Origin of the sequence: Paenibacillus cucumis (ex Kampfer et al. 2016), from assembly GCF_019748695.1 — a bacterium.
Classification (GTDB): domain Bacteria; phylum Bacillota; class Bacilli; order Paenibacillales; family Paenibacillaceae; genus Paenibacillus; species Paenibacillus polysaccharolyticus.
This window is the reverse complement of sequence record NZ_JACLIC010000051.1, coordinates 16,473-41,985: the sequence shown is the minus strand read 5'-3', so window position 1 is coordinate 41,985 and position 25,513 is coordinate 16,473. Positions and strand designations below refer to the sequence as shown.

21 protein-coding genes are annotated in these 25,513 nt (G+C 47.3%); 12 read left to right on the top strand and 9 right to left on the bottom strand.

All coding sequences use genetic code 11. The features are described from left to right. Positions 1 to 245: 245 nt before the first annotated feature. From H7T88_RS26890 to H7T88_RS26860, 7 genes are all read left to right on the top strand, one after another. Complete coding sequence (locus tag H7T88_RS26890; RefSeq protein WP_312027664.1) at positions 246 to 2,033, top strand: sensor histidine kinase; 1,788 nt, start codon at positions 246 to 248, stop codon at positions 2,031 to 2,033. Further along, complete coding sequence (locus H7T88_RS26885; RefSeq protein WP_154985755.1) at positions 2,008 to 3,561, top strand: response regulator transcription factor; 1,554 nt, start codon at positions 2,008 to 2,010, stop codon at positions 3,559 to 3,561. Before H7T88_RS26890 ends, H7T88_RS26885 begins: the two co-directional genes overlap by 26 nt. Before the next feature lie 256 nt (positions 3,562 to 3,817). Further along, positions 3,818 to 5,107: an ABC transporter substrate-binding protein gene (locus H7T88_RS26880; RefSeq protein ID WP_154985754.1), complete on the top strand. Its 1,290-nt coding sequence runs from the start codon at positions 3,818 to 3,820 to the stop codon at positions 5,105 to 5,107. A 139-nt stretch (positions 5,108 to 5,246) separates the two neighbouring features. Continuing rightward, positions 5,247 to 6,149: a carbohydrate ABC transporter permease gene (locus H7T88_RS26875; protein ID WP_090924548.1), complete on the top strand. Its 903-nt coding sequence runs from the start codon at positions 5,247 to 5,249 to the stop codon at positions 6,147 to 6,149. A 2-nt stretch (positions 6,150 to 6,151) separates the two neighbouring features. Next, positions 6,152 to 6,991: a carbohydrate ABC transporter permease gene (locus H7T88_RS26870; RefSeq protein WP_090924547.1), complete on the top strand. Its 840-nt coding sequence runs from the start codon at positions 6,152 to 6,154 to the stop codon at positions 6,989 to 6,991. A 191-nt stretch (positions 6,992 to 7,182) separates the two neighbouring features. Continuing rightward, positions 7,183 to 8,367 (top strand): rhamnogalacturonan acetylesterase, encoded by a 1,185-nt coding sequence (locus H7T88_RS26865; RefSeq protein ID WP_221791463.1) that lies wholly within the window; start codon positions 7,183 to 7,185, stop codon positions 8,365 to 8,367. A gap of 659 nt (positions 8,368 to 9,026) precedes the next feature. Continuing rightward, positions 9,027 to 9,422: a sensory rhodopsin transducer gene (locus tag H7T88_RS26860; protein ID WP_221791415.1), complete on the top strand. Its 396-nt coding sequence runs from the start codon at positions 9,027 to 9,029 to the stop codon at positions 9,420 to 9,422. A 141-nt stretch (positions 9,423 to 9,563) separates the two neighbouring features. On the opposite strand, the gene H7T88_RS26855 is transcribed toward H7T88_RS26860, so the two are convergent. From H7T88_RS26855 to H7T88_RS26840, 4 genes are all read right to left on the bottom strand, one after another. Beyond that, positions 9,564 to 10,718, bottom strand: coding sequence for a Ger(x)C family spore germination protein (locus tag H7T88_RS26855; RefSeq protein WP_260511172.1), 1,155 nt, complete (start codon positions 10,716 to 10,718; stop codon positions 9,564 to 9,566). After that, on the bottom strand, positions 10,718 to 12,193 hold the full coding sequence (locus tag H7T88_RS26850; protein ID WP_090924543.1) for a spore germination protein: 1,476 nt from the start codon (positions 12,191 to 12,193) through the stop codon (positions 10,718 to 10,720). The genes H7T88_RS26855 and H7T88_RS26850 overlap by 1 nt, the downstream gene beginning before the upstream one ends. Continuing rightward, positions 12,168 to 13,283 carry a GerAB/ArcD/ProY family transporter gene (locus tag H7T88_RS26845; RefSeq protein ID WP_221791412.1) on the bottom strand — a complete coding sequence of 372 codons (1,116 nt, stop codon included), beginning with the start codon at positions 13,281 to 13,283 and terminating at the stop codon, positions 12,168 to 12,170. The genes H7T88_RS26850 and H7T88_RS26845 overlap by 26 nt, the downstream gene beginning before the upstream one ends. 129 nt (positions 13,284 to 13,412) lie before the next feature. Further along, positions 13,413 to 14,348 (bottom strand): DMT family transporter, encoded by a 936-nt coding sequence (locus H7T88_RS26840; RefSeq protein WP_221791410.1) that lies wholly within the window; start codon positions 14,346 to 14,348, stop codon positions 13,413 to 13,415. A 159-nt stretch (positions 14,349 to 14,507) separates the two neighbouring features. Here H7T88_RS26840 and H7T88_RS26835 point away from each other — a divergent pair, with 159 nt between their 5' ends. Then, positions 14,508 to 15,899, top strand: coding sequence for an aminotransferase-like domain-containing protein (locus H7T88_RS26835; RefSeq protein ID WP_312027663.1), 1,392 nt, complete (start codon positions 14,508 to 14,510; stop codon positions 15,897 to 15,899). 893 nt (positions 15,900 to 16,792) lie between these two features. On the opposite strand, the gene H7T88_RS26830 is transcribed toward H7T88_RS26835, so the two are convergent. Together H7T88_RS26830 and H7T88_RS26825 are read right to left on the bottom strand one after the other, a co-directional pair. Further along, positions 16,793 to 18,109: a glutamate-1-semialdehyde 2,1-aminomutase gene (locus tag H7T88_RS26830; RefSeq protein ID WP_145336195.1), complete on the bottom strand. Its 1,317-nt coding sequence runs from the start codon at positions 18,107 to 18,109 to the stop codon at positions 16,793 to 16,795. A 336-nt stretch (positions 18,110 to 18,445) separates the two neighbouring features. After that, the gene (locus H7T88_RS26825; RefSeq protein WP_221791408.1) at positions 18,446 to 19,486 is read right to left on the bottom strand and encodes an LCP family protein; all 1,041 of its coding nucleotides are present in this window, start codon (positions 19,484 to 19,486) and stop codon (positions 18,446 to 18,448) included. A 227-nt stretch (positions 19,487 to 19,713) separates the two neighbouring features. On the opposite strand from H7T88_RS26825, the gene H7T88_RS26820 reads away from it, so the two are divergent. From H7T88_RS26820 to bcp, 4 genes are all read left to right on the top strand, one after another. Then, a complete protein-coding gene (locus H7T88_RS26820; protein WP_154891940.1) occupies positions 19,714 to 20,760 on the top strand; it encodes an ABC transporter ATP-binding protein in 1,047 nt (348 codons plus the stop codon). A 1-nt stretch (position 20,761) separates the two neighbouring features. Beyond that, positions 20,762 to 21,556 carry an ABC transporter permease gene (locus H7T88_RS26815; RefSeq protein ID WP_090924537.1) on the top strand — a complete coding sequence of 265 codons (795 nt, stop codon included), beginning with the start codon at positions 20,762 to 20,764 and terminating at the stop codon, positions 21,554 to 21,556. A gap of 4 nt (positions 21,557 to 21,560) precedes the next feature. Further along, entirely contained in the window at positions 21,561 to 22,346 is a 786-nt protein-coding gene (locus H7T88_RS26810) for an ABC transporter permease (RefSeq protein ID WP_090924536.1), read from the top strand. A 64-nt stretch (positions 22,347 to 22,410) separates the two neighbouring features. Continuing rightward, positions 22,411 to 22,881: a thioredoxin-dependent thiol peroxidase gene (bcp, locus tag H7T88_RS26805; protein WP_423246160.1), complete on the top strand. Its 471-nt coding sequence runs from the start codon at positions 22,411 to 22,413 to the stop codon at positions 22,879 to 22,881. 113 nt (positions 22,882 to 22,994) lie between these two features. Here bcp and H7T88_RS26800 read toward each other — a convergent pair whose 3' ends face one another. From H7T88_RS26800 to H7T88_RS26790, 3 genes are read right to left on the bottom strand one after another with little or no spacing between them, the layout of a single operon-like run. Next, positions 22,995 to 24,119 carry a GerAB/ArcD/ProY family transporter gene (locus H7T88_RS26800; protein ID WP_221791405.1) on the bottom strand — a complete coding sequence of 375 codons (1,125 nt, stop codon included), beginning with the start codon at positions 24,117 to 24,119 and terminating at the stop codon, positions 22,995 to 22,997. A 25-nt stretch (positions 24,120 to 24,144) separates the two neighbouring features. Continuing rightward, positions 24,145 to 25,254, bottom strand: coding sequence for a GerAB/ArcD/ProY family transporter (locus H7T88_RS26795; RefSeq protein ID WP_154891947.1), 1,110 nt, complete (start codon positions 25,252 to 25,254; stop codon positions 24,145 to 24,147). Between the two features lie 19 nt (positions 25,255 to 25,273). Next, entirely contained in the window at positions 25,274 to 25,510 is a 237-nt protein-coding gene (locus H7T88_RS26790; RefSeq protein ID WP_221791403.1) for a hypothetical protein, read from the bottom strand. Positions 25,511 to 25,513 lie beyond the last annotated feature (3 nt).

The window sequence follows — 25,513 nt, the reverse complement described above, 5'->3', positions numbered from 1 at the left end:
GCCACGCAGATAAACAAGTTCCACTAAAAAGTGTTATAGTCAGCTATCTTGATGATTGTATACCTTCTCAGATGACCCAAAATGTTGTATAAATATGACTTGTCATCCGACCATGGATGTGTAAATATGAAAATAACTTACAAGTAAACTGGCATATGCAATCCAATTCAGACCCTTATCAGCTTCATCGTAGGCCGGTATCCCTCTAATCCAGCAACCCTTCGCCAAGCAAAGGAGAGCTCCGAGTGAGTAAATTTAAAAACGCTTTCACCACACTACCCATTCACCACAAAACGATGTTGCTGATTGCATTTTTAATGCTGATCAGCTTTGCTTTCTACGTATCTGTCATGCAGTACGTGCTGAATATTTATGACCGTCAGATCTACGAGAAGTCATCGCAAGTACTGAATATGTCGTCCGTCGGCATCGAGAACAAGCTACGCGAGTTATCCAATCTGTCCTTCAAAGTAATGTCGGATGAGCCGCTACAACAGTATCTATTGCAACTGGAGAAGGCGGAGACCGGATATGAGCGGAATAGTCTTCGTAAAAAGATTACAAACCGACTCGTTGCCTACGCTGGTTCCGAGAAATATGTGTACTCCATGATCTTTATCGACAACGATAACAATGTCATGGCGGCAGGTAATCGCGAAGGCATCTCAGAGACGAAACAACAGGAGCTGATTTCGCTCGGTGAGCAGTATGCCGGTTCCAACGTATGGCTGGCAAGTGGAGATCAACAGGCGAGGTTGCTGTCGGTCAGACAGGTGAAGTCCTTTACGGGCGGATCATTTACGCTGGAAAAGCTGGGGACCCTGATTATCCGTGTACGGCTGGATCGTATCGTACAGGATCAGATGCAGGAACCGGCAGAGGACTCACAGTTGCTGATCGTTGATGGGACGGAAGTCATCTACCCAACCGAATCGACCGTAAGCAAATCCGAAATTGCGGAAGAAATGAAGCGGACTCAACCTTACGGAATTGCCACATTGGAGCAGGGCAAATATTTTGTTGCAAGAGCACATTCATCCTATACCAGCTGGAATTATTTATATACCACGCCATTTGATCAGATGTTCAAACAGATTCAATTTGTCAAACAGTTAGTCATGGTCATTTTTATTATGATCTTTCTGGTGGCCCTTGTGATTGGAGCTAAATTCTCTCGCAGCATCACCCATCCGATTGCTCAATTAATCAAGAAAATGCGTAATATTGAAAAAGGGGATCTGGATAAACTGGAGGAAGCAGCCCTTGGCAACATTCCCTTATCTCCGCAAAATGAAGTCGGACTGTTACATCGAACGTTCAAGATGATGTTACAGCGGATTCGAGAGCTGATTGATGAGAATTATGCGAAGCAACTCGTCATTCGTGAAACAGAGTTGAAAGCGCTTCAAGCACAGATCAATCCACACTTTTTATATAACACGCTTGAATCCATTAACTGGCTTGCCAAAGTGCAGAAACAGCATCAAATCTCCGAGATGGTCGAAGCGCTTGGCTTCCTGCTACGTAGCTCGGTCAATATGTCCGAGAAGTGGATTACGCTAGAACGGGAGCTGGACATCGTGCGTAGCTACGTTACTATTCAGCGTACCCGGTTCGAGGAAAGACTTGATTTTGACATGCATATTTCGCCTGAGGTCGGAACAGCTCGAATTCCCAAGTTAACATTACAGCCGCTTGTAGAGAATGCCATTCACTATGCACTTGAACCAAGCATCGAACCTTGCCAGATTCGAATCCGTGCCAGAGCAGAAGGGGAGTATATTCGGATCGAGGTGGAGGATAACGGGCCGGGCATGACCTCCGAATTTATGGAACGTTTACAGGAAGGTCAGATTCAGACCAGAGGACAGGGCATAGGGCTTACGAATATTCAGGAACGTCTAAGGTTGACCTTTGGCGATGAAGGCACCATGAGCATAAATAGCAAGCCTGGATCAGGAACTGTAGTATCGATCAGCATACCTTGGATCAGAGAGGACGATGACGATGTACAAAGTGATGCTCGTAGATGATGAACGTGTCATACTGGAGGGGATTTCTCAGGTGGTTGACTGGGCAGCTGCAGGGACAGAGCTTGTAGATACGGCCAGAAATGGAGTAGAAGCACTGGGCAAAATCGAAAGCGTCAAACCCGATATCATCATTACTGACATTTCCATGCCGGGTTTGGATGGACTGGGGCTGATCGAGAAGGCGTCCGAGGCTTATCCCGCGGTAAGATTTATCATGTTGTCCGGCTACAAGGAGTTTGAATATGCTCGCAAGGCGATGCAATATGGGGTTAAGCACTATCTGCTGAAACCCTGTAACGAGAATCAGATTCATGATGCCCTGGTTGAACTCTTGCAGGAGCGTCAGGATGCGCAGGTGAAAGAACATGTTGCAGGAGAGATCAAGCAGCGTCTGCAGCGAGTACTTCCCCATGTGAAGGAACAGTTTCTGCTGGAGTTCATGACCAATCGTACGTATGGACCTGGGGATTTGGCGTATTATCAGGATCTGTTTAATATGGAGCTTCAACAGAATAGCGTCCGTTTACTGTTGCTTCGGATTGTGGATGAGCATGATTACAGCCATTTATTTGCGATTAAAAATATAGCGGCTGACCTGCTTCCGGGTGTACTGTTAAGCACAACGATTGAAGGCAAGCTCTTGATTGTACTAGCAGAACCAGCAGATGTGCATATGTTGCAGGAGCGGATTGAAGCGGTTCGCCAGACGTTTACCCGTCTATACAGATTAGAGCTGACGGCTGCGCTCAGCGAAGCGGATCATATGACCCAGTCCCGGCGGTTGTTCCGCGAGGTGATGCAGTACTTGAATCATCGCTTTTTCATTGGAGAGGGCAAACTTATAACCAAGAATGATGTGGTGCTGGCAGGGGAGTGTGACGGTGTGAATGTGGAGCAGGATGCCGAGCAACTGTGCCAGTTAATTAAATCGGGGAATACGGAGGAGGCTGCGGCCGAGGTACATCGTCTGTTCGAGCAACTGGCAGACCAAAAGCTGGATATTGAGGTGACACGTGCTTATGTTGTGCAGTTATACTCTGCCATGATTCAAGTCTGCCCGCCAGAGGAGGCAACCGATTTCACGCAGCGGATGGCGGAACTGACGCATATGGATACGCTAGCTGATTTAAATACATTTGTAGCAGACAGTGCTACCCGTTTAACTGCTGGTTATTATAAAAATTACATCAGTCGTCAATCATCGGCAGTGGAGAAAATGATGGACATCGTGGACCGTCACTATGGTGAGGCTGACCTTTCCCTGAGTGGAGTAGCACATCAAATGTTATATATGAATCCAGACTATCTCGGCAAAATTTTCAAAAAAGTCACCGGCGAAAATTTCTCCAATTACGTTAATCGTCTTCGCATCGAACGGGCGTGTGAACATATCCGCAGAGGCGGGGATGTGAAGGTGTTTGAGCTGGCCGAATTGTTCGGTTTTGGAGGTAACTCGCAATATTTCAGTCAGGTATTCAAAAAATGGACCGGCATGACACCTACGGAATACCGCAGATTCGGCATCTAACAGGGGATTAGAAATGGCAAAGCTATGATAATGCGAGGTCATACCATATCTCAAGAGGAGGATAACCGGCGCTTGGAGCGTCAGGGATGTCCTCCTCTGTTTTTTGAACCAACAAGACGGTTTTGTGTATTCAACTTGGATCGTACTTTTGCGAAAATGACAATATCAAGTTTGTGAAAGCGTTATCAGTATATCGTTAACAAGATGGAGATAACCCGTTCACAATACCATATCAGCATAAAAAGGGGAGATTGGCATGGTGAAAAAGGCAATATTCCTGATGATGGCTGCGTTACTTGTGTTTACAGCAGCGTGTAGCTCAGGTGGAGGCAGCGAACAGGGGTCCGGGAGCAAGGGTGATTCGGTAAATCTGCGTATCGCATGGTGGGGCTCGGATACACGGCATGAATATACACAGAAGGTCATCGACCTGTATAAAACGAAAAATCCAAACGTCAAAATTGATGTGGAATATGCTTCTTTTGACGACTACTGGAAAAAGCTCGCCCCGCAAGCCGCAGCCAACCAGCTGCCTGACATTATTCAGATGGATATTTCCTATATCAGCCAATATGCACAGAACGGTCAGCTTGAAGATCTCGCACCGTATCTGGGCAATCAGATCAAGGTGGATGATGTGGCTGAGAATGTCATCAGCACAGGTGTAATTAACGGCAAGCAATATGGTGTACCTGCCGGGGTTAACGTACTAGGGTTCCAATATGACCCTGCGTTGCTCAAGAAAGCTGGCGTAGATGCCATGCCTGAAAATCTGACATGGGAATCTTACGAAGCGCTTGGTAAACAAGCAGCAGAGAAGGGCCTGTATCTGGATGGCGGTGTAGCTCCGGATATCTTCTTCCACTATTTCCTGCGTACCAAAGGCAAATCGCTCTACAACCCGGAAGGAACCGGGCTTGGATATGATGACGATGCTCTGTTCGTAGAGTTCTTCGGATTAATGCAACGCATGATCGAGCAGAAGGCAGCACCATCACCGGATGTAGCTAACCAGACGAAAGGCATCATTGAAGAGTCGGATCTGGTCAAAGAAAAAGGCGTCGGGGTATGGCAATGGTCGAACCAGTTCGTTGCTCTGCAACAGGTAGCTAACCGTCCGCTTGCCTTTGCACCAATGCCGGGACCGGATATGGAAAAAGGACTTTATATGCAACCAAGTATGTACTGGGGTGTAACGTCCAACTCCAAGGTGAAGGAAGAAGCAGCGAAGTTCATTGACTTCTGGGTGAATGACGAAGAAGCGAACAAACTGATCAAAGGGGAGCGCGGTGTGCCGATCTCCGGAAAAATCAAAGAGGCTATTGCTCCTGAACTGAGCGATGCAACGAAACAGGTATTTGAATTCGTGGCATCGATGGAGCCGAAAGCTTCTCCAATGAGCCCACCACCACCGGTTGGATCACCTGAGGTAATCTCCTCCTTGGCGGATGTAGTGGAAGAGCTGAACTTTGGCAAAATTACAGCCGAACAGGCAGCACAGACCTTCCGCAAAAATGCAGAATCCGTGCTTGCCAACAACAAATAACAATTGAATGATGGCTTGCTCGTCCCGCTTGCAGGGATGGACGGGAACCGGGCTGCTCGCTGAAGGCGAGGGCCTTTCCCCGTCCTGTCTGCAACATGAAGACGGTAGCAAGCTGATCCATGAAGGAGGTACGTTCCACTTGAGGCAGTATTCTTCATTGCGCAGAAACTTGACGGGATATGCTTTTATCAGCCCATTTATTATTGGTTTTCTTGGATTTACGCTCATCCCGATGTTCGTTTCTCTCTACATGTCGTTTACGAGTTACAACCTGTTCACCTCTCCCAAATGGATCGGGATGGACAACTATACCAAGATGTTTTTTGATGATCCGAAATACTGGAATTCGGTTAAGGTTACGTTTTTATATGTATTCATCGGGGTGCCGTTAAGGCTGATCTTTGCCCTCTTTGTCGCAATGATTCTGAACACGGGCTCTCGTATGGTGGGAACGTATCGTACATTGTACTATCTGCCTTCCATCATCGGCGGTAGCGTGGCCGTATCTATTATGTGGCGTAACCTGTTCAGTAACGAAGGTGTCATTAACAGTGCGATGACCGCCATCGGCATTGGGCCGATCAGTTGGTTCGGTGACCCGGATGCGGCGCTTGTGATGCTGATCTCCCTGTCCGTATGGCAGTTCGGTTCATCGATGCTGATCTTCCTGGCAGGACTCAAAAACATCTCTCCCGAGATGTATGAGGCCGCAGGGGTGGATGGTGCGAATCCTGTTCGGAAGTTTTTCAGCATTACGTTGCCATTGCTCAGTCCAATCGTGCTGTTCAATCTGATCATGCAGACGATCGGTGCATTTATGACCTTCGTGCCTGCGTACATCATCTCCAAAGGAGAGGGCGGCCCGATGGACGGAACGATGCTCTATTCGTTATATCTGTTTCGCCAGGCATTTATGTTTAACAACATGGGTTATGCTTCTGCGATGGCTTGGGTCATGTTGATCATGATTGGTGTGCTTACAGCGGCTGTGTTCCTGACATCCAAGTTTTGGGTATTTTATGAATCCGAAGGAGGGAAGTAATCATGGTGTGGAGAAATGTAAAATGGCCAATCTATCATCTGTTCGTTGCCGCACTTGCCCTCCTGATGCTCTACCCGGTACTGTGGATGCTGTTCAGTTCTTTCAAGGAGAGCCGTACGATTTTTGTAACGGCAGAAAGCCTGTTTCCGACCGAATGGATCTGGTCCAACTATGTGGATGGCTGGAAAGGAACAGCTGGAAGGCCGTTTATGGATTACATCACCAATTCACTGATCATAGTGGTAATCTCTACGATTGGGGCAGTGCTTTCCTCGTCCCTGATCGCGTTTGGTTTTGCCAGACTGAATTTCAAAGGACGTACCTTCTGGTTCTCTCTGATGATGCTTACGCTGATGTTGCCGCACGACGTCGTACTGGTTCCGCAGTATATCATTTTTACCAAGCTGGGCTGGCTGAACACGATTCTGCCGATTGTTGTACCTACATTTTTCGGAATGCCGTTTTTCATCTTCCTGATGGTTCAGTTTATTCGCACGATTCCGAAAGAGCTGGATGAGGCCGCAACGATTGATGGCTGTAACAAATTCAGGCTGTATATTCAGATTATCATGCCCCTGATCAAATCTTCGCTGGCAACAGCGGCAATCTTCTCCTTTTACTGGAGATGGGAAGACTTGCTCGGGCCGGTGCTGTATCTGAATTCGCCTGACAAGTACACCGTATCCATGGCGCTCAAAATGTTCCTCGATAGTGAATCTGCCTCCAACTGGGGGGCGATGTTCGCGATGTCGATTGTCAGTCTGGTGCCGGTTGTGGCTGTATTCTTCATCTTCCAGAAGCAGATTGTGCAAGGTATGAGTACGAGTGGTTTGAAGGGGTAACGAGGCGAGCGCATCAAACCAATAATACATGGAGGAGAAAATTAGTGGATGCAGCAGACTTGGAAAACGCAGAACATGCAGAAAAAGTAGAACAAGTAGAACAAAAGAGGTCCTCGTGGAAGTTTAGTTTTGGCCCGATCACAGCTCAATCTGATGGTAGATCAGAAATCGTATCGGAATCCACGTTAAGCATGAGGAAGTCCGATAAGGAAGCTTGCAGAGAAGGCATCCATACGAATGTAAGAAAAGCAGATGGCTATGTGGCTGTTTCGTCTACAACGATATACGATGAGAGCCAAGGATTCGGATTTGAACCCGGTTCGCTGGTGTATGAAAAGCAACGGGTTGAAGAGCAGGAAGCTAGGTTACCTTCTTCAAAAGGGGATTATCCACCGCAGGGGAAGGCAACAATGTCTGCCCGCTTGCGTTCCAGCTTTTGCATCCCGCTTAAGGCATCGTTTGTCGTCGATGTGCCCGACGGGACGTATCAGGTGTTACTGATTGCCGGAGATCCGCTTGCGGATACAATCACGCGTGTCAAAGCAGGAGAAGGTCGGCTGATGTTACCCACGATTCGCACGGTGGCTGGGCAATGCGCAGAAATGCGGTTTGCCGTTGTTGTTCGCGGGGGAAAGCTTCGCCTGACCTTCTCGGGACCTGCACCTCGGATCAATGCAATGGAAATAACGCTGGCCAATCAAACGATGACCGTGTTTCTCGCGGGGGATTCAACGGTAACAGATCAGCCAGAGAGCGGATACCCGTATTGCGGCTGGGGACAACTACTGCCTGCACAGTTCAAACATGACGTTGCCGTGGATAACCATGCACAGTCAGGGCGGAGTTCCCGTAGTTTTATTCATGAAGGCCGCTTGGATGCAATTAGGGAGCAAATAAAGCCCGATGACTTTCTATTTATTCAATTTGGACATAACGACGAGAAGCCTGACCCGGAACGGGGGACAGATCCTTTTACCACTTATAAGCAGTATTTGAAAAAATATATTGATGCCGCACGCGAGGCTGAGGCGCGTCCGGTGCTGATCACACCAGTGCATCGCCGATACTTTGCGAAAGACGGCACATTGACCGATACACACGGCGATTATATCACTGCCGTGCGTGAACTTGCGGCAGATGAAGAAGTGCCGCTAATCGATCTGGCCGAACGCAGCCGCCTGATGTTTGAGCAGGCGGGTGAAGAAGGAACCAAAGATGATTTTATGTGGGTGTTGCCTGGCGAATATATCAACTTCCCAACAGGGATGGAAGATAATACACATTTTCAGGAGCGAGGCGCACGCCGCTTGGCAGAGCAGGTGGCTGAAGCTATCCGCGAGATGCATTTGCAACCATTGCAGATGTACCTCAGATAAGAGCAAATGTAGCGAGTAAGGAACTAACTGTTTTGGTGAGGCTCTGATTTTTAAGTTGCTGTGATTTGATACCGCAGGATTTTAAGTCCTGTGCGTCTGAGAGTTAACTTGAACTGCAACAGTTAAAAGATAAAACGCGAGTTCAGCGAAGCAACGAGCGACAAAAAATGGCCCAGCAAAGCGAAGGCCATGCTCTTTAAAAGCAGTGGAGGGTGAGCGAGGCAGCGAGGGGGGCGGAATCGGGAAAAGGGAGCGAAGCGCCCGCGTTTGGCACGGGATTTCCCCCTTGGAGGGGAATAGAACAAATCCCGGACCAATGAGTGGCCCAAAGCCCGATCCGTCCACCGAGCGTCCGCCCGCGAGCCACCCGATATTTTAATAAACGCGAGTCGAGCGAAGCAACGAGCTCAAAAAAATGGCCCAACGAAGCGAAGGCCATGCCTTTTAAAAGCAGTGGAGGGTGAGCAAGGCAGAGAGGTGGGCGGAATCGGGAAAAGGGAGCAAAGCGCCCGCGTTTGGCACGGGCTTTCCCCCTTGGAGGGGAATAGAAGAAATCCCGGACCAACAGCTGCCCAAAGCCCGATCCGCCCACCGAGCGTCCGCCAGCGAGCCACCGAAGGTTTTAATTTTCAGGGCGTATCGCAAAAAGGAGGAGAATCATGCCAGATCAATCAAGCCTTCCGAAATCCTCATCCCACGGTCATACGTACTGGGTTATCCCGGATGGGTACATCCCGCCGGATAGCTCAGGTGCACTGGAGAGTCATGAGAGCATCTGTGTGTTAAACACGGGAGGTGAGGATGCAACGCTGGAGATTACAATTTACTTTGAAGACCGCGATCCGCTGGAACATATGCAAGCGGAAGTCCCGGCTAGAAGAACAAAACATATCCGTACCGCATCGCTACGTGCCGGGGAAGAAAGCATCCCTTCCGGTGTACCATATGCCATCACGGTTTCAAGTAATGTACCCGTCATCATTCAGTACAGCCGCCTGGATACAACCCAGCCGGAACTGGCCTTAATGAGTGTCATGGCGTACCCTTTGGCATAAACGAAGTAAGCCAACAAAAAATAAATGAATATTGTACGGTGCCTTAATCATCTTGCCAAGCTAACAAGCACTGACCAAGCACAGAAAGACCTGTAATCTGCACCTGGTTTGATGCCGGATTACAGGTCTTTACTCTTCGGTTTACTCCCCATATTTATACGTACTGGCATTCAGAATCTTCACGTCGACCTCAACTTTGCCGAGGCGAATACGAGCAAGGGGTTCTGCCCGCTGGGCAACCTCAGCTCTCCACCAATCGGGATGATGCCGGTAGAGATGCTCTACAAGACCGAATGAATCTACATTCCGCGCTTTGGTTGTGGCAAATGAGCTTCGTATTTGAGCTTCCATCTGCTTGCTTGCCTCTTGCTCCATTACACGGGGAGAACGAAAAGAGCCATGATCCTCAGCAATCGAACCTTTCACTGAAGTGAACAGATCAAAGGTGATACCGCTAGCACTTTTTTTCGCCTTTATACGCGTTTTGGGTTTGTGAAGAGTCAATGTAAGGTCAGGAGTATTGCCATGCTTCCCATAAACATACAGCGGATATTGGTACACATGGTCATAATTCACGTAACGGGCGCCGTCTGCTTCGGCACCAGAGACTTTCCCCTGACTTTTTCCATTGCTCACGACGTAAAATCCATCCATTCGAATCAGCGGCGGGGTCTCTTCGCCGTTATGCCACGTCTGATTTTTAGTGGAAACGGAAGGCAGCAACACCACAGATGCAGGTTCTCTCAGACTATCAAGTAACTGATGCAGGCGAATGGGCTCATACCCGGAATGCTGCCTGTACAGTCTCATCGGTTCGAACAACTCAATCGTTTGAGCCGACTGGTTCAGGATCGCGGAGGGAGAGAGCAAAGTGGACAGATCTTGTTCTGTCGCATAGATCCATGGTGTATATCGCAGTTGCCCGGAATGAAGTAACGTGTTAAAAACATCCTCCAGTCGCCCTTCCAACGCATTTTTGGATAGCACAATTGCTTTCACATGAGTCCACAACGTTTGCTGCTGCGATGTCTCATACAGATTGTTGATTGCCATACTTAACGTTGTACCGGTACCTTTTCCGATCCATATTTGACTACCTTCTCTTGGTGTCGGCCCTTCCTGCTTTGCAATGCTGGAAAAATCGATTAACTGGGCGTATGTCGTATATTGATTATCCGCATAATCGATGCCAATGGCTGTAATAAAGTTAATGCTTTGCACTTCCTTGGAATCCCAGCATCCTGTCAGCAGCATGACACAAACCGCAACGATGCTACTTACGCAAGTCCATCTCATCAAGGTTTGTCCTTATGGCGGGTAGAATCCTGTGTGCGTAACACAGCTGGGCGTTTGGTGCGTGTCATGGAAGGTGGCATGGATACGGCCTGTGTGAAATCTCCCGGAATGTAAGGTGATACAGGGGAGAGGTAGGATACGCCGTAACACTCCAGAGATACGAGATGAACTAACAAGGCAAACAGAGCAACCATAAATCCGAATAACCCCAAGATCGAAGAAGCAATTAACATTCCGATGCGAACCTGGGATGTGGCTCCCCCCAGAACCGTATTCACCAGAATGTAGCTGGAGATGACGGAGATTGCTACCGTGACAATTATAGTGGGAGATGTAATCCCGGCACGAATGGCCGCATCCCCGATAATTAAGCCGCCGACTACGCTGACGGTCTGTCCCAACGCACGCGGTAGCCTTCTTCCAGCCTCATTGAACAGTTCAAACATAAAGATCATTAGGAAAGCTTCAAGCGTAACCGGCATGGGCAATCCCATCCGCGTTCCTGCGATCGTTGCGAGCAGGGGCAGTGGAATCTGCTCCAGATTAAAGCTGGTCAGACCGATGTAGAAGGCCGGAAAAAAACAGGCAATGAGCAGCCCGGCAATTCGTAATATCCGTTCAAAGGTCACGATGAAAAAGGGAGTGCTCTCGTCTTCAGGTGATTTTAACTGATTGAACAGTGTTGTCGGTGCGATGACGGCTACAGGTGACCCATCCGTGAGCACAGCAAAGCGTCCGTTAATTAAAGAGTCTGCGACATAGTCCGGACGTTCAGAATTATCCGTGAGCGGAAAGATGCTTCTCACGCCTCCCATGACCGCGCGTTCCATGATGGACGTGCCCATGATTCCGTCGACGTTAATCTGATTTAGATTGCTACGAGCAGTCTCTAGAATTTCGGGGTTAATAATATCTCTGACATATAAGAGGCCGATCGTTGTCTGTGTGCGGTCCCCTTTTATAATTTTCTCATAACACATGGATGACGTTTTCAATCGTTTGCGAACCAAGGCGATGTTGGTGGATAGCTCTTCGGTGAAACCATCGCGCGGTCCTTTTACAGACGTCTCGATGGCAGACTCTTCTGGTGTGCGTCCCGGAATATTGGCAATATCCAGACTGCAAGCCTGTACACCATTTTCAAAAATAAGTAGAAGCTGCCCGCTAAACAGGAGCATGTTTATGTTTTGGAGATCGGAAATGTCATCTATGGGTTTCAGGGTTAGCCCAAGCTCCTTGGGTACAGCCTCTTCCATAATCAATGTATGTTTTTCTAACCGTGGAATGATGAACTGATTGATTTGTTTACTGTCCACCAGCCCGTCGCAATAGAGCAGAATGACAGAACGAACGGTCTCATCTTGGGCAGAAAACGTCTGGATAACCACATCCGCACAGGATTCAAAGTTTTTTCTCAGGGAGGCAAGCAGGTTCTCGTAGGATGTTGTGTCAATCGGGTGTTTCTCCTTCTCCATGGTGTTGTTTCCTCCTCTGCTGGCGTGAATGGATGAAGGCAACGATTGTTGCCAGAACCGCAAATCCGCTCAGATACACGAGATTATATGGAAAGATGTAATCAACCAGAATCTTCGTGAAAGTAATATCGTCCAGAGGGTACAGCATGGATAGAATAAAAAATGTAGCCAAAGACGCACAAGTAACCATCCTTCTGGAAGTGGTCTTAATATTCCATATTTCTATCACAATATACATGGCCAGACTAATCCGGGTGAATGAACCTGCGAGCCACTGATAGATGGAAAAGAAATCGGTCTGCGCAATATATTTGCCCAGGGAGGCAATGCGCCATTCTTCAAAAGCAGGGTATCTCATTTTGGCTGCTTCATAAGGGTCAAATTCTACGATCGCTCCAATGAGCGGACCTGTCGTTAAACCAACCATGATCAATGCAAGCATTAGATACTGCCATAGCTTGATACGTTTGGAGAGATGAGGCTGAATGTACCAGAGGAAAAGCAGTTCAAACATGCCTGCGAGACTGTAAATCATGCCCTGAAATACAGGTGACCATCCATGCTCCAGCACAGGCAGAAGACGGTTGTAATCTTTATACTGGGAATTGACAATGGCGACGTAGAAGCCGAGCAACACAACTAATGGCAGAATCAGTCCTGCTGTGAAGGCGAGCGAACGCATACCCTTATAGGCAGCATATCCGCACAAAGCCATAAGTGCGATTGTTGTTGCGATCACAGGTGTTTCGGTCAGATAGTTCGTTTTGGCCCAAGTCGTGGTATCACGTAACGTAAAGTAGATGACGCATAGAAAAAAGAGACTGTTTCCCACCCGCAACAGAAAACCTACGGGTTTACCAAGATGGGAAGACAGCCAATCATGTAGAGTCTGATGTTGTAGAAAGCGTGACACGTAGGCCAGCATCAGTACAAAGATCACGAGTGGGCCGGTAGATAGCAAAACTGAGATCCATGAGTCCCTTTTGGCCGCACTCAGAAGGGCGGGTATAATTAATACATGGCTGATGAGGCCTACAGATAACATGATTAACATCATGGCTTGCAAGAACGAAGGTTGTGTACGCTTCATGCGGAGGAACTCCTTTTCAGAGTAGAGTATCCTCAGCAGTGTTAACGTGTTTGGGAAGCTTCATACAGGATCATCGCCTCAGGTACGTTAATCATCGTACCTTTTGCGGTATTTCTGGCTTGACGGATATCATGCTTTAGCATGACTGACCAACGTACGTTTGCGACCACTCATGTTGGTGCCAAGTACACCGATAATGATCAGGATTGCACCTACATAGTGATAACTCCGGACAGGTTCATGTAGAATCAGAGCACCCCCAGCGATGGAGATGAGTGTAGACAGATTACTGAACACACTGACACGTGAAGCCTCCAGATGAGTCAGGGCGTAGCTGGACAGCAGGGTGGATACCATGGTAGATAAGATAGCCAGATAAGCGAGTGCGCCCAAGTAGGATAGATCTCCAAGCGGCTGAACATAATCAGCCATTGAGCCTGTGAATGCATGACGTATTAATGCAATCGCATTAAACACAATACACCCTACCATTAAGGTCACCCAGGTCAGTTCCAGCGGTTTATATTGCCGAGTAAGTGGTCTGGCCAGTACCCCGTATCCTGCAAAACTGATGGCTGATAGAACCAGTAGCACAATGCCTTGCATATTACTCATCGACATGCCGCTACCTTTCATGGCAAAGATAAAGATGACGCCAGCGACAGAAAGGAGCAGAGACATTTTTTGCACAATAGATGTACGTTCCTTCAGAAAGACCGAGGCCAGAACAAGGGTGAACACAGGCACCATCGCCTGAATAATTCCCGCTTCCGAAGAATTGGAGGTTACCAGTCCGAAGGCTTGAAAGGCAAAGAAGAGTACGGGCGAGAGCAGTCCAAGCGGAATGATTCGCCACAGGTCAGCCCAATGGAGATTGATTTTAATCCAGCCGAATAGCACAGGAATGCTGACCACAATGAGTGACAGAGCGAAACGATGTGCAAGCACATCTAAGGGATGAGCAATGGTGACGGTCATTTTCACAAATAAAAAAGATAGTCCGATAATGGCAGCATATACAACAGATGCAATATAAGCATAGGTTCGGTTATGTGTAGTATTCATTCCATTTACCTCCAGTAATGCGATATGAACTAGATTTACTGTTACCTATCAAGCGATGGAATATATTAGCCTTATTTAATATACTTCTACATCCGCTGTGCTACAATACGGAAAACAAGCGATTGTACCGGTACAGTTTTGTAGATAAGGGGTGGAAAGGTGAAAAAATATGAGGTAATCGCTCATGCATTGCAACAGTGGATACAGGAGCAAATGGTTCAGCAGGGAAGCCACCAGTGGGATGACAAAGGAATAAGGTTGCCAGCGGTTCGCCGTGTTGCGGAGCAATATCAATGCAGTGTGAGTACAGCGATTCGTGCGTATGAATGGTTGGAACAGCGACATTTGGTGTACGCCGTGCCCCAATCCGGTTATTATGCCGTTCAGAACGGCTTAGGTATACAGGATATGGATTGGCAAGAGCCGCTGGATTTTGCGTCTGCGGCTCCAGATCCAAGGGTATTTCCTTATGCCGATTTTCGGCATTGTGTGGAGCTCGCGATGAAACAGAAGCAAGACGAGCTTTTTTTATATGGTACGCAGCAAGGATTGCCCTCGCTGATTGAGCTATTACAGAAACAGTTTGCGGATTATCAGATATTTGCACGAGCGGAACAGTTTTTCATCACATCGGGTGTGCAGCAGGCGCTTGCGGCGCTGGCCTTGATGCCCTTTCCCGGTGGAAGAACCAAAGTCATGGTGGAACTGCCTACATATCACAACATGCCTACCTTGTTGAAGAGCTTGAACGTGCCGATTGCTGGTGTACGAAGAACGTTTGACGAAGGACTGGACTGGGATTCGCTCGAACGCCAGTTTGCGGAGGGGGATATCAAGTTTTTCTATGTGATCCCACGGTTCCACAATCCGATCGGGACTTCCATGAAGGCGGCGGAAAAGAAGAGACTTCTTCGGTTAGCACAGCGATATGATGTTTATCTGGTCGAAGACGACTATCTGGCCGATTTGGAGGACAACGCGAGACAAGATCCTTTATGGGCTTATGATACACATGACCGCGTTATTTATCTGAAAAGTTATTCCAAGATTCTGTTCCCTGGACTTCGTATGGGTGTAGCCGTAACGCCTGTGGCCTTGATCGCCTCTTTCGGTTCAATGAAAAGAATGCTGGATATCGACACCTCACTGTTATCTCAAGCTGCGCTTGAGGTGTACATTCATAGCGGAATGTTTGCCCACCATCGCAAAATCATTCGTAGCCGCTATGCCGCGCGGATGGAAGTTGTGCAAGAACAGCTGGAGGCTTATTCCGATTTCGAACCATTTCGTATTGCGCCACGAACTGGCGGAGAACATACCGCCCTCCCTTTGCCAGGGAATATACCTGTCCGTACCTTGCTGTCCCGTTTACAGAACCGCGGAATTATTGCGGATACAACAGAGCGATATTATCCCGAAGGGACGTACCGCGCATTTACAGATCAGATGTTGCGACTGAACATCTCTAATGTTCCGAAACAGCGTATTGCAGAGGGGATGCAGATCATCCGGGAGGAGATTATGAAGCTGCAGATCAGATCGACAACGTGAAGATAGACCAGCCTTTAATGGGCTGATCTATCTTGAATTTTTAAATTATATATTGCGAAAGGTGAGTATTAATGTGGGGGCTATCATCGCACCTGAGATGAAGTCATCTCCAAAACATTATTGGGATGATGAAGTAAAGGCGAGGTATTTGCGGAATCAAACGAGATTGCAGCCTTGCATTATCCCGTATTCTAGGAATGGAAAATTCTAACGATCCTGAGAAGCCTTATTTGGGCAGTTTTCAGCCTAGGTATATTCTAACGATCCCCAGCGACGCTATTTCGTCCAAAATGGCCCTTTGAGGGGGGAATTTGGCTCCATTTTGCAAAATAACGTCTCCTGTGATCGTTAGATTTCAAAACTGATCAAAAAGCGGGAAATAAGGTTTCCTGTGATCGTTAGAAATTTCGGCAGCATGGAGGGGCATGATATGGTGAATAGTATGCCCACCAGGTTGAATAGCGAGAGTGCTGACCGATTAGCAATTCAACGTGCGAGTCAAAGTTAGAGTGAGAGTGTTAGCCGACTGTGAACCAAGTGCGAATTAAAGCGGTTATGTTTGGTTGATCAGCGGCGAGGTGTGTATCCAGATTGACACCTTTTCCAGTTTCCAGCATAAAAAAAGCCTAGCCTAAAGGGCTAGGCTTCGTTTCTTTGTCGCTACTCTTTTCGCCATTTCTCAGTCCTACCGATACTCTATCCGCTACTCGAAGGCTCAGCATTAATGCCATGAACTACCCAGTAATATACGCATACGCTATACTCAAACCGACAGTACTACACCATGTACTTTTACGCTTCCTGATGTACTACTCCATCACTCTGCGCTTTACCCAATGTACTATTTCCAGAGCTCAACGCTTACTCTGTAGGCTGCCTGATGGCTCCAACTCTTACTCCTGTGCCATTGCTTTAAAAGAAGCTTCAGCCGCTTCGAGCGTGACAGCAATGTCTTCGTCCGTATGAGCGGTGGTCAGGAACCAAGCTTCATACTTCGAAGGAGCCAGATTGATGCCACGGTTTAACATGTGGCGGAAGAAGGACGCGAAGCGTTCGCCGTCCGTGTCTTGTGCATGATCATAATTCGTCACCGGATGATTGCAGAAATGCGTGGAGAACGCGCCACGAATGCGGTTGATCGTCAGATCAATGCCATGACGGTCCGCGGAAGCTTGCAAGCCAGTAGTCAGATCGATGGCGAGACGTTCCATTTCTTCATATACGCCAGCACCTTGCAGGACTTCAAGACAAGCGATACCCGCCGAGATTGATGCCGGATTGCCTGCCATCGTTCCGGCCTGATAGGCCGGGCCGAGTGGAGCAACCTGCTCCATGACATGTTTACGTCCGCCGTAGGCACCGATCGGCAAGCCGCCGCCAATGATTTTCCCAAGTGCAGTAAGGTCAGGTTCAATCTCCGCATGATTGTCCAATCCGGCATACGTCTGAGTGGAACCGTAGTGGAAACGGAAAGCGGTAATAACCTCGTCATAAATAACAAGTGAACCGTTCGCGCGTGTCATTGCACAGAGACCTTCCAGGAAGCCTGGCTCTGGCATAACCATACCGAAGTTACCAACGATCGGCTCTACCATAACCGCGGCTACATCGTCACCCCAACGTTCGAGCGCTTCCTTCAGACCATCCAGGTCGTTGTATGGAACGGTAATGACTTCATGAGCAATACTGGTCGGAATACCTGCACTGTCGGGAATGCCAAGCGTAGACGGGCCTGAGCCTGCAGCGACCAGTACGAGATCGGAGTGACCATGATAACATCCGGCAAACTTCACGATTTTATTTCGTTTCGTATATGCCCGAGCGACGCGAATCGTCGTCATCACGGCCTCTGTACCGGAGTTCACAAAGCGAACCTTGTCCATGGAAGGGATCGCTTCTTTGAGCATTTTGGCAAGCTTGATCTCAAGCTCCGTCGGCGTACCGTACAGAACACCATTCGCAGCAGCTTCCGTAATGGCTTTCGTAATATGAGGGTGGGCATGTCCAGTCACAATTGGACCGTATGCCGCGAGGTAATCGATATATTTGTTGTCGTCAACATCCCAGAAGTGAGCACCTTGCGCTTTTTTCATAAAAACGGGTGCCCCGCCGCCCACCGCTTTGAATGAGCGAGAAGGGCTGTTTACACCGCCTACAATATGCTCCAGGGCTTCTGTATATAACAACTCCGAGTTCGTACGTGTATTCATGAGATAACTTCCTTTCGTGATTCCAATAGTTTAAACCGGCAAAACAATGACATGCTATGATTATTTTCGCATACTTTGGCGTACAGGCATAGCGAAAGGGCAGCATGTCGGCTGCCCTTCTGAGAATGAATGAGATCATCGCTATGGTATAAACGGTTTATTTTATAGTCACAGGCTGCGAGTACTATTATCGAGTAACCGTGTAGGGTGACTTTTACTGCTGTATTAGATTGATGTTTTAGCCATCCAACTATTTACCAAGTTAGCTCAAACCTAAAAGCTCAAATCGATACCTTTGCCTAAAAGCACAAATACTGCTTCATATCACGAGCTCAATTACTCTGCCGGTTGCTGTGTGTTTTTATCATTACCGCTAGCCGTTTTGTCTTCCTTGGCTTTTTGGTCTTCTGTCTGTGCTGGTGGATGAATGATGTCCTGAACATGTTGTTTCAGTTTTTCTTCACTGGTTACGGACAAAACTTGTGCACCGCCTGGTGTGCGTTCCTCTTTCAACAGGTTCATTGGTGGAACCTGCTCACTGCCATTCATACTGCTTTGGTAACCAAGTCCCCCCAGTTTCCACATGTCGGAAAGGGTAAGATTGGTATCCACAAATGGGCTGACTTCTTCCAGGATGGAAGGCAGTTTGGCAATGGTTGTCGTGGATTGCATTTTTGCGGTCACGGCTTTGAGCAACTCCCGCTGACGTTCCGAACGGGCGAAGTCAGACATCGCATCATGACGGAAACGAACATACATCAAGGCTGTTTTGCCGTCGAGATGCTGGTAGCCTTTTTTCAGATCAATATCATACTCGTTATTGTCGGCTTTACTTGTATAATGCATGTCCTTCTCGACATCAAAGTCTACACCGCCAACCGCGTCAACCAGTTTGATGAATCCCTGGAAATCGGTATACACATAATATTGAACAGGGATACCGAGCAAGTCACTTGCGGCTTCCATCGCTACGTTCGGGCCGTGGGTAATCGCGGTGTTAATGCGATCCTTACCATATCCATCAATGTTAATGTACGTGTCACGCAAAATGGAGAACAGGTTAATCTTTTTGGTCAGCGGGTCAAGTGATACCACCATCATGCTGTCGGAACGTGGCACTTCACCCTTTTTCAGACCACGGGCATCAACACCCATAACCAATATGTTCACGGTCTCGGTACCTTCCCATTTCGGAGGGTCGGGTGTCTTCACTTTCTCTACATTTTCAATATTGGCAAATGGCGAATCCTCGCCTTTTTTCTGCAATCCATCCAACTGATTAAGAATAGAACCGAAATAGTAGGCCACTGCCCCTCCAACAATTAACACGAAGGCGGCAAGAGAGATCCATAGGGTTCTCTTCGTCTTTCTGGTCATGCTAGCGCTCCTTTGTATTTGAGATAAAAAATAAACGATTTCAGTACATGTAAAGTTGCGTTGAGTTTGCGTATAAGTCGAAGCTTTCCGTTCGCCTTCCCTCCAGACCTCAAGGCAGAGGAGGCCACTTCGAACTTTTTTTAAAGCTTGCTGAATTTTGACTGTTACTATTATAATTTCTTTTTGGGCTACAAGCAATTTCAACAAAATCCAAGTGAGGTATAAACATGCTGGCGATTGATGTAAAAGATTTGCGAAAGTCGTTTAATGTCCAGAAAAGCCGCGGTGGGCTGAAGGGCGCGTTTCAGGATCTGTTCAAACGTCAATACCAGGAAGTATTGGCTGTGAATGATATTTCATTTCAGATACCGCAAGGTGAAATCTGCGGATATATTGGAGAGAACGGTGCCGGCAAATCAACAACGATCAAGATGTTGACCGGCATTTTGGTGCCTACATCCGGGCATTTATCGGTAGGTGGGTATGTTCCGTATCAGGAACGGGAGAAGTTTGTCAAAAATATTGGTGTAGTGTTTGGACAACGTAGCCAGTTATGGTGGGATATCGGTGTCATTGAATCTTTTCATCTCCTACGCAAAGTATATCGTGTTGGGGAGCAGGACTTCCGTAAACGGCTGGACGAGCTCGTTGAGCGTTTGCAATTACAGGAGTTGCTGAGTCGCCCGGTGCGCAAACTTAGTCTCGGTCAGCGGATGCGCTGTGAACTGGTGGCGGCCTTGCTGCACAATCCAGGCATTGTGTTTCTGGATGAGCCGACCATTGGTCTGGATATCGTGGTAAAGTCGGAAATCCGCGAGTTCCTGAAAGACATGAATGAGCAACATGGTACAACCATCCTGCTTACGACACATGACTTGCAGGATATCGAAGCCTTATGTTCGCGAGTCATCATGTTAGATGCGGGAAGTATCATCTATGATGGAGGTCTGGATCATCTCAAGTCCCAGTGGGGCACAGAGCGTGAGGTTCGGTTCAAATTCGGTACAGGTCATACGATGAATCAGATGCAGGAATGGACAGCGGCGATGCCTGTGCGGTGGACCGTGGAGAACGAATTGTCGGCCTCCGTGTGGATTCCGCTGGAACTGAACGTTTCGGATGTTCTGGCACGTGTGGTCGGTCAGGCAGATATTACGGATATTCAGATCATTGAGACCAACACGGATGAGATTGTACGTAGTATCTACCAGTCCGGTTCGGCTGAGCGCCCGGAGATTGTGTCGGCAGATAAAGAAGCGGTAGGTGCTACCTAAGATGAACAGTGCATTTATCGATTTCATGCGTATTCGTTTTCTGACGATGCTCGCGTATCGAGTGAATTATTATTCCGGCATTTTGATATATACGCTGAATATTGGCGTGTATTACTTTACGTGGCAAGCTATTTATGGAAGCAGCGGAGAGATTGGCGGTTTTACGGCAGCACAGATGACAACGTATGTTGCTGTCTCTTGGATGGCGCGTGCGTTTTACTTTAACAATCTGGACCGGGAGATTGCCGCCGACATTCGGGATGGCTCCATTGCGATTCAGTTTATAAGGCCAATTAACTATGTGATGGTCAAAATGATGCAGGGGCTTGGCGAAGGTATTTTCCGCTTCTTGTTGCTCATGATTCCGGGCATGATTATTGCCATCCTGCTGTTCCCGGTGGAGCTTCCAACAGCGCCTTCGGCATGGATCGGTTTTCTCGTTATGCTGTTTTTCAGTTTCATCATTAATTCCCAGATTAATGTCATTACGGGACTGGCGGCGTTTTTTGTGGAAAATAACGAAGGTATGATGCGTATGAAACGTGTGGTAGTCGATCTTTTTTCAGGCCTGATCATTCCAATCAGTTTGTACCCGGACTGGTTGTCCACGATCATGAAGGTGCTGCCGTTTCAGGCGATCACGTATCTGCCCGGCTCGGTTTTCACTGGCAGAGTGGAAGGCACAGGCATCTGGAATGTACTCGGGATTCAGGTGCTCTGGTTTGTCCTGCTTCTCATACCCATGGTGCTGATCTGGCGGCAGGCTCGCAAGCGTCTGTTCGTGCAAGGGGGATAAGCGAATGTACTATATGGGTCTAATCTGGGAATATCTGAAAAATTACATGAAGACACGTCTGACGTACCGCGCCGACTTCTGGGTAGAGATTATCTCGGATCTGCTGTTTCAGGCGACCAATCTGATCTTTATCTTTGTCGTTTTCCGGCATACCGACAACCTTGGCGGTTGGAGTGAGGCGGAAGTATTATTTGTTTACGGGTACTTTATGGTGCCATACGGCATCTTTAGCTGTTTTATCAACCTGTGGGGGTTCAGCGAGCGTTACATTGTCAAAGGTGAGATGGATCGCATTCTGACAAGACCGGCACACAACCTGTTTCAGATTCTGCTGGAAAATGTAGACCCGCCCTCTCTCGTAGGTTCGTTCATCGGGTTAATCATTATGATCTTCAGTGGTGCAGAGATGGGGCTCGTGCTGGAATGGTGGCACATCCCTGCATTGATTATATTGGCACTAAGTTCAGTGCTAATCTACGCGGGTATCTATACTACATTGACGTCACTATCCTTTTACTCGGATGCGCCGACAGGTATTTTGCCGCTGATGTACAATATTCAAGGATATGGACGTTATCCGGTAACAATCTATAACAGAGCCATTCAAGTACTGCTCACCTGGATTATCCCGTTTGCCTTTGTTGGCATCTATCCGGCAGCGCTGTTCCTAGAGCGAGCAGAGATGCATCGGATGGCTTTGCTCACTCCGGTCATGGGGCTGGTCTTTGCAACGATTGGCCTTACCCTGTGGAACTTCGGTGTGAAGCGGTATCGGGGAGCGGGGTCTTGACCCTGCTTACAGGATTACTTCACGCAAATCTGAAGGATCATATAACTTGAATTCCAAGGAGGACATGAAAATGACTTTAACAGAAGGTGTACAAGTTCCGGATTTTGAACTGCCATCAAGCACAGGTGAGTCTGTGAAGCTGTCTGATTTTCGTGGCAAGCGAGTTCTGATTTACTTCTATCCGAAAGATATGACCTCGTCTTGTACGCAACAAGCCTGTGACTTTCGGGATCGACATGAGGATTTTCAAGGGCTGAATACAGTCATCCTGGGGATCAGCACTGATCCGATGAAGCAACATGACAAGTTTATTGCCAAATACGGACTGCCTTTTATCTTGTTATCGGATGAGGAGCACACGGTTGCAGAGCAGTTCGGCGTATGGCAACTGAAGAAGATGTACGGCAAGGAGTACATGGGCATTGTGCGTTCCACCTTCCTGCTGGATGAAGAGGGCAAGCTGATTAAACAATGGACAAAGGTGCGCGTGAAGGGACATATCGAAGAGGCATTGGAGACGGTAAAAGGGCTGTAATCCATCGGTTCCGATCTTGTGAAAATAAAACGAGCCATGCACGAAGCGGGCATGGTCAAAAATAATAAACAGGCTACATCTATGGACACGACTCCCATTGAGATGTAGTCTGTTTATTTCTGCGAAAGAGTACTTGCATTATTACGTTGTTTAAATCGACTTTTTATAAGGTGAATCAGTAGTAGGAAAGCTGGAATGACAATACTGACCGTAAAATCCCAATCGAACCAGGCGTACATGATGCCGAGGGTGTAGAAGAGGACATCCGGCGAAATCACAATAGCCATACCGAATAACAAGAGCATCGTTGGCAGAATTAACGGCTGGTAAGATTTGAGACGACACAGTTGTGCAAGTCCAAGAATGAATCCAAACGTGTATAGCGAAGTTTTAAAGTAGGTAGACACGAGCCAAGCTGTCGAAGAGATGGCTTCAATTCGTTGAACGAAGCCGCCAATGTTAATCTTTTGTGCAAGAATATACGATACATAAATATTATGCTCTGTCAGTTCAGCTCCAAGCACAAGTAGAGAGGTAAGGAGAATGAGGGTTAACATGATTCCTGCAAGTAATGCGGCTAATAACAGCTCTCGCCGCTTATGCACGCCGTGAGTAATATAGGGGTAAATCATGGTGATGATAATGAGTTCTCCATATGAAGCTGTAGCCCCTCGAACACTCCCGCTTATAAATGAAAACAGGGGAGTATCAAAGAACGGCTGGATGTTCGATACTTCCATTTTGGGCAACAAACAAAGCATTAGGATAATCAAGCTGATCATAACGAAGGGGGCCAGAATCTCTGCCATTTTACCGAACGTGCCCAATCCTTTCAGTACGGACCAACCTAGGGCTATAACAAAAAGAAGAATGATAGCCCGAATGGGAGTATGGAGATAAACCTGAGTTGTCATAAAATCTCCAACTTCACGGATACATATAGCTGAACCCATCAGAAAATAAAACAGATATGCGGCAGCCAAAATTGCACCTATCCATTTACCAAGTGCTTTGGAACAGATCTCGATGAGTGTAAGTCCGGGGTAAGCTTCATGCAGCTTATAGGAAAGCCATAAGATCAACATGCCGATACCTTGGGAGACGATCGAGCAGATCCAAGCATTCTGTCTTCCAGAGTAAGTAAGTAATGTTGGGTAGATTAGCATCATATCTCCAATCATGCCCATAAAGGCAAGGACTGCAAATTGCCGCACGGTAAGTCTCTCTTTGATGAGCATGATCTGTACCCTCCTTCGATTATCTTTAAGTTCTGCCTTTATTAAATGATAATTTGGACTTGATTTGATGAATGATTAACAGCAGGACAGGTAAGATCAGACTCACCGTTAAATCCCACTCCAGCCAATAGGGAATGACCGTTGTGTTAAAAAAAACGATATTGGGTGTCACAAGGTTAGATAGCGCATATACAATCAGTACGCATGGCAGAATGAGAAAATGGTAGCTCTTAAGGCGAAAAAGTTCAGCGATACCAAGAACAAAGGCATACAGATAAACGGTGGATTTAAAATAGGTGGATATCAGCCAGGACGAGGCCATGAGCACTTCAATTCGTTGAAAGAAGTTGGCTATATTGATTTTTTGGGATAATACAAATGAACCAAAGATCGTGTGCTGTGTAAGAAAAAGTCCCATAACCAGCATGGAGATCGTCACCAGAATAGCCATGAGCAGATTGCCAAATCCGGCAGATATCATAAGATCACGAGTACGATGGGCTTCTTGATTTGCATAGGGGAGGATCATCAGAATGGGAAGGGCTTCACCAACCGGATAGATAAAACCGATCACAATCCCATGCGTAAACTGGCTGAAGGTGGTGTCCGTAAAGGGTACAAGTTGGTTTAATTGTACCTCGGGCAACAAAAAGACCACTAAAATAAACATGAAAGTAGTAATAATAGGTACGAGTATTTCACTGCTTCGACCAATATTCTCTAGTCCGTTATATAGAGCCCAACCGATGGGGATTACAAAAATAAGAAGCACAACCCGAATGGGCGTATACAAAAAAATCTGACTGGTCATGAAATCACCAACGACCCGTGATTGTGCTGCAGAGCTAAAAATAAAATACATCAGGTAGAACAGGGCTAACACCGTACCTGGCCAAAATCCAAGGATTTTGCGAAATACGCCTATCAAATTTTCATTGGGATACGTGTCTGCAAGTTTGACGAAAAGATACATCAACCCCATGCCAAGAGGAACACCGATAAAAGCATAAAGCCAAGCATTTTGCCCCGAAAAGGTTGCGATAACCGAGGGGTAGATCATCATCATGTCACCGGCAATGATCAAAATGGTCAAGATACATAATTGTCTAATGCCAAGGCGACCTTGTTCCAGCATGTTGTCAACTCCCTTTTGGCTAACTCCCTGTAATATAGGCCAGTAATTGATTCACGGGTTTGTAAATCCAGATGATAATGTATAGCGGGCTTGGAAACTCCCATAGATTCACCGCGACAACACCAAAAAAGATGCTTGTCAGCAGTAAACAGGAATAGACGGTGATTTCTTTCCATTCCTTCTTTTTCCATAAATTAGGTAGATCAATCACCCCCATCAGGCACCCGACAATGACAACTGCAATCGTTAGCAGCAAGCG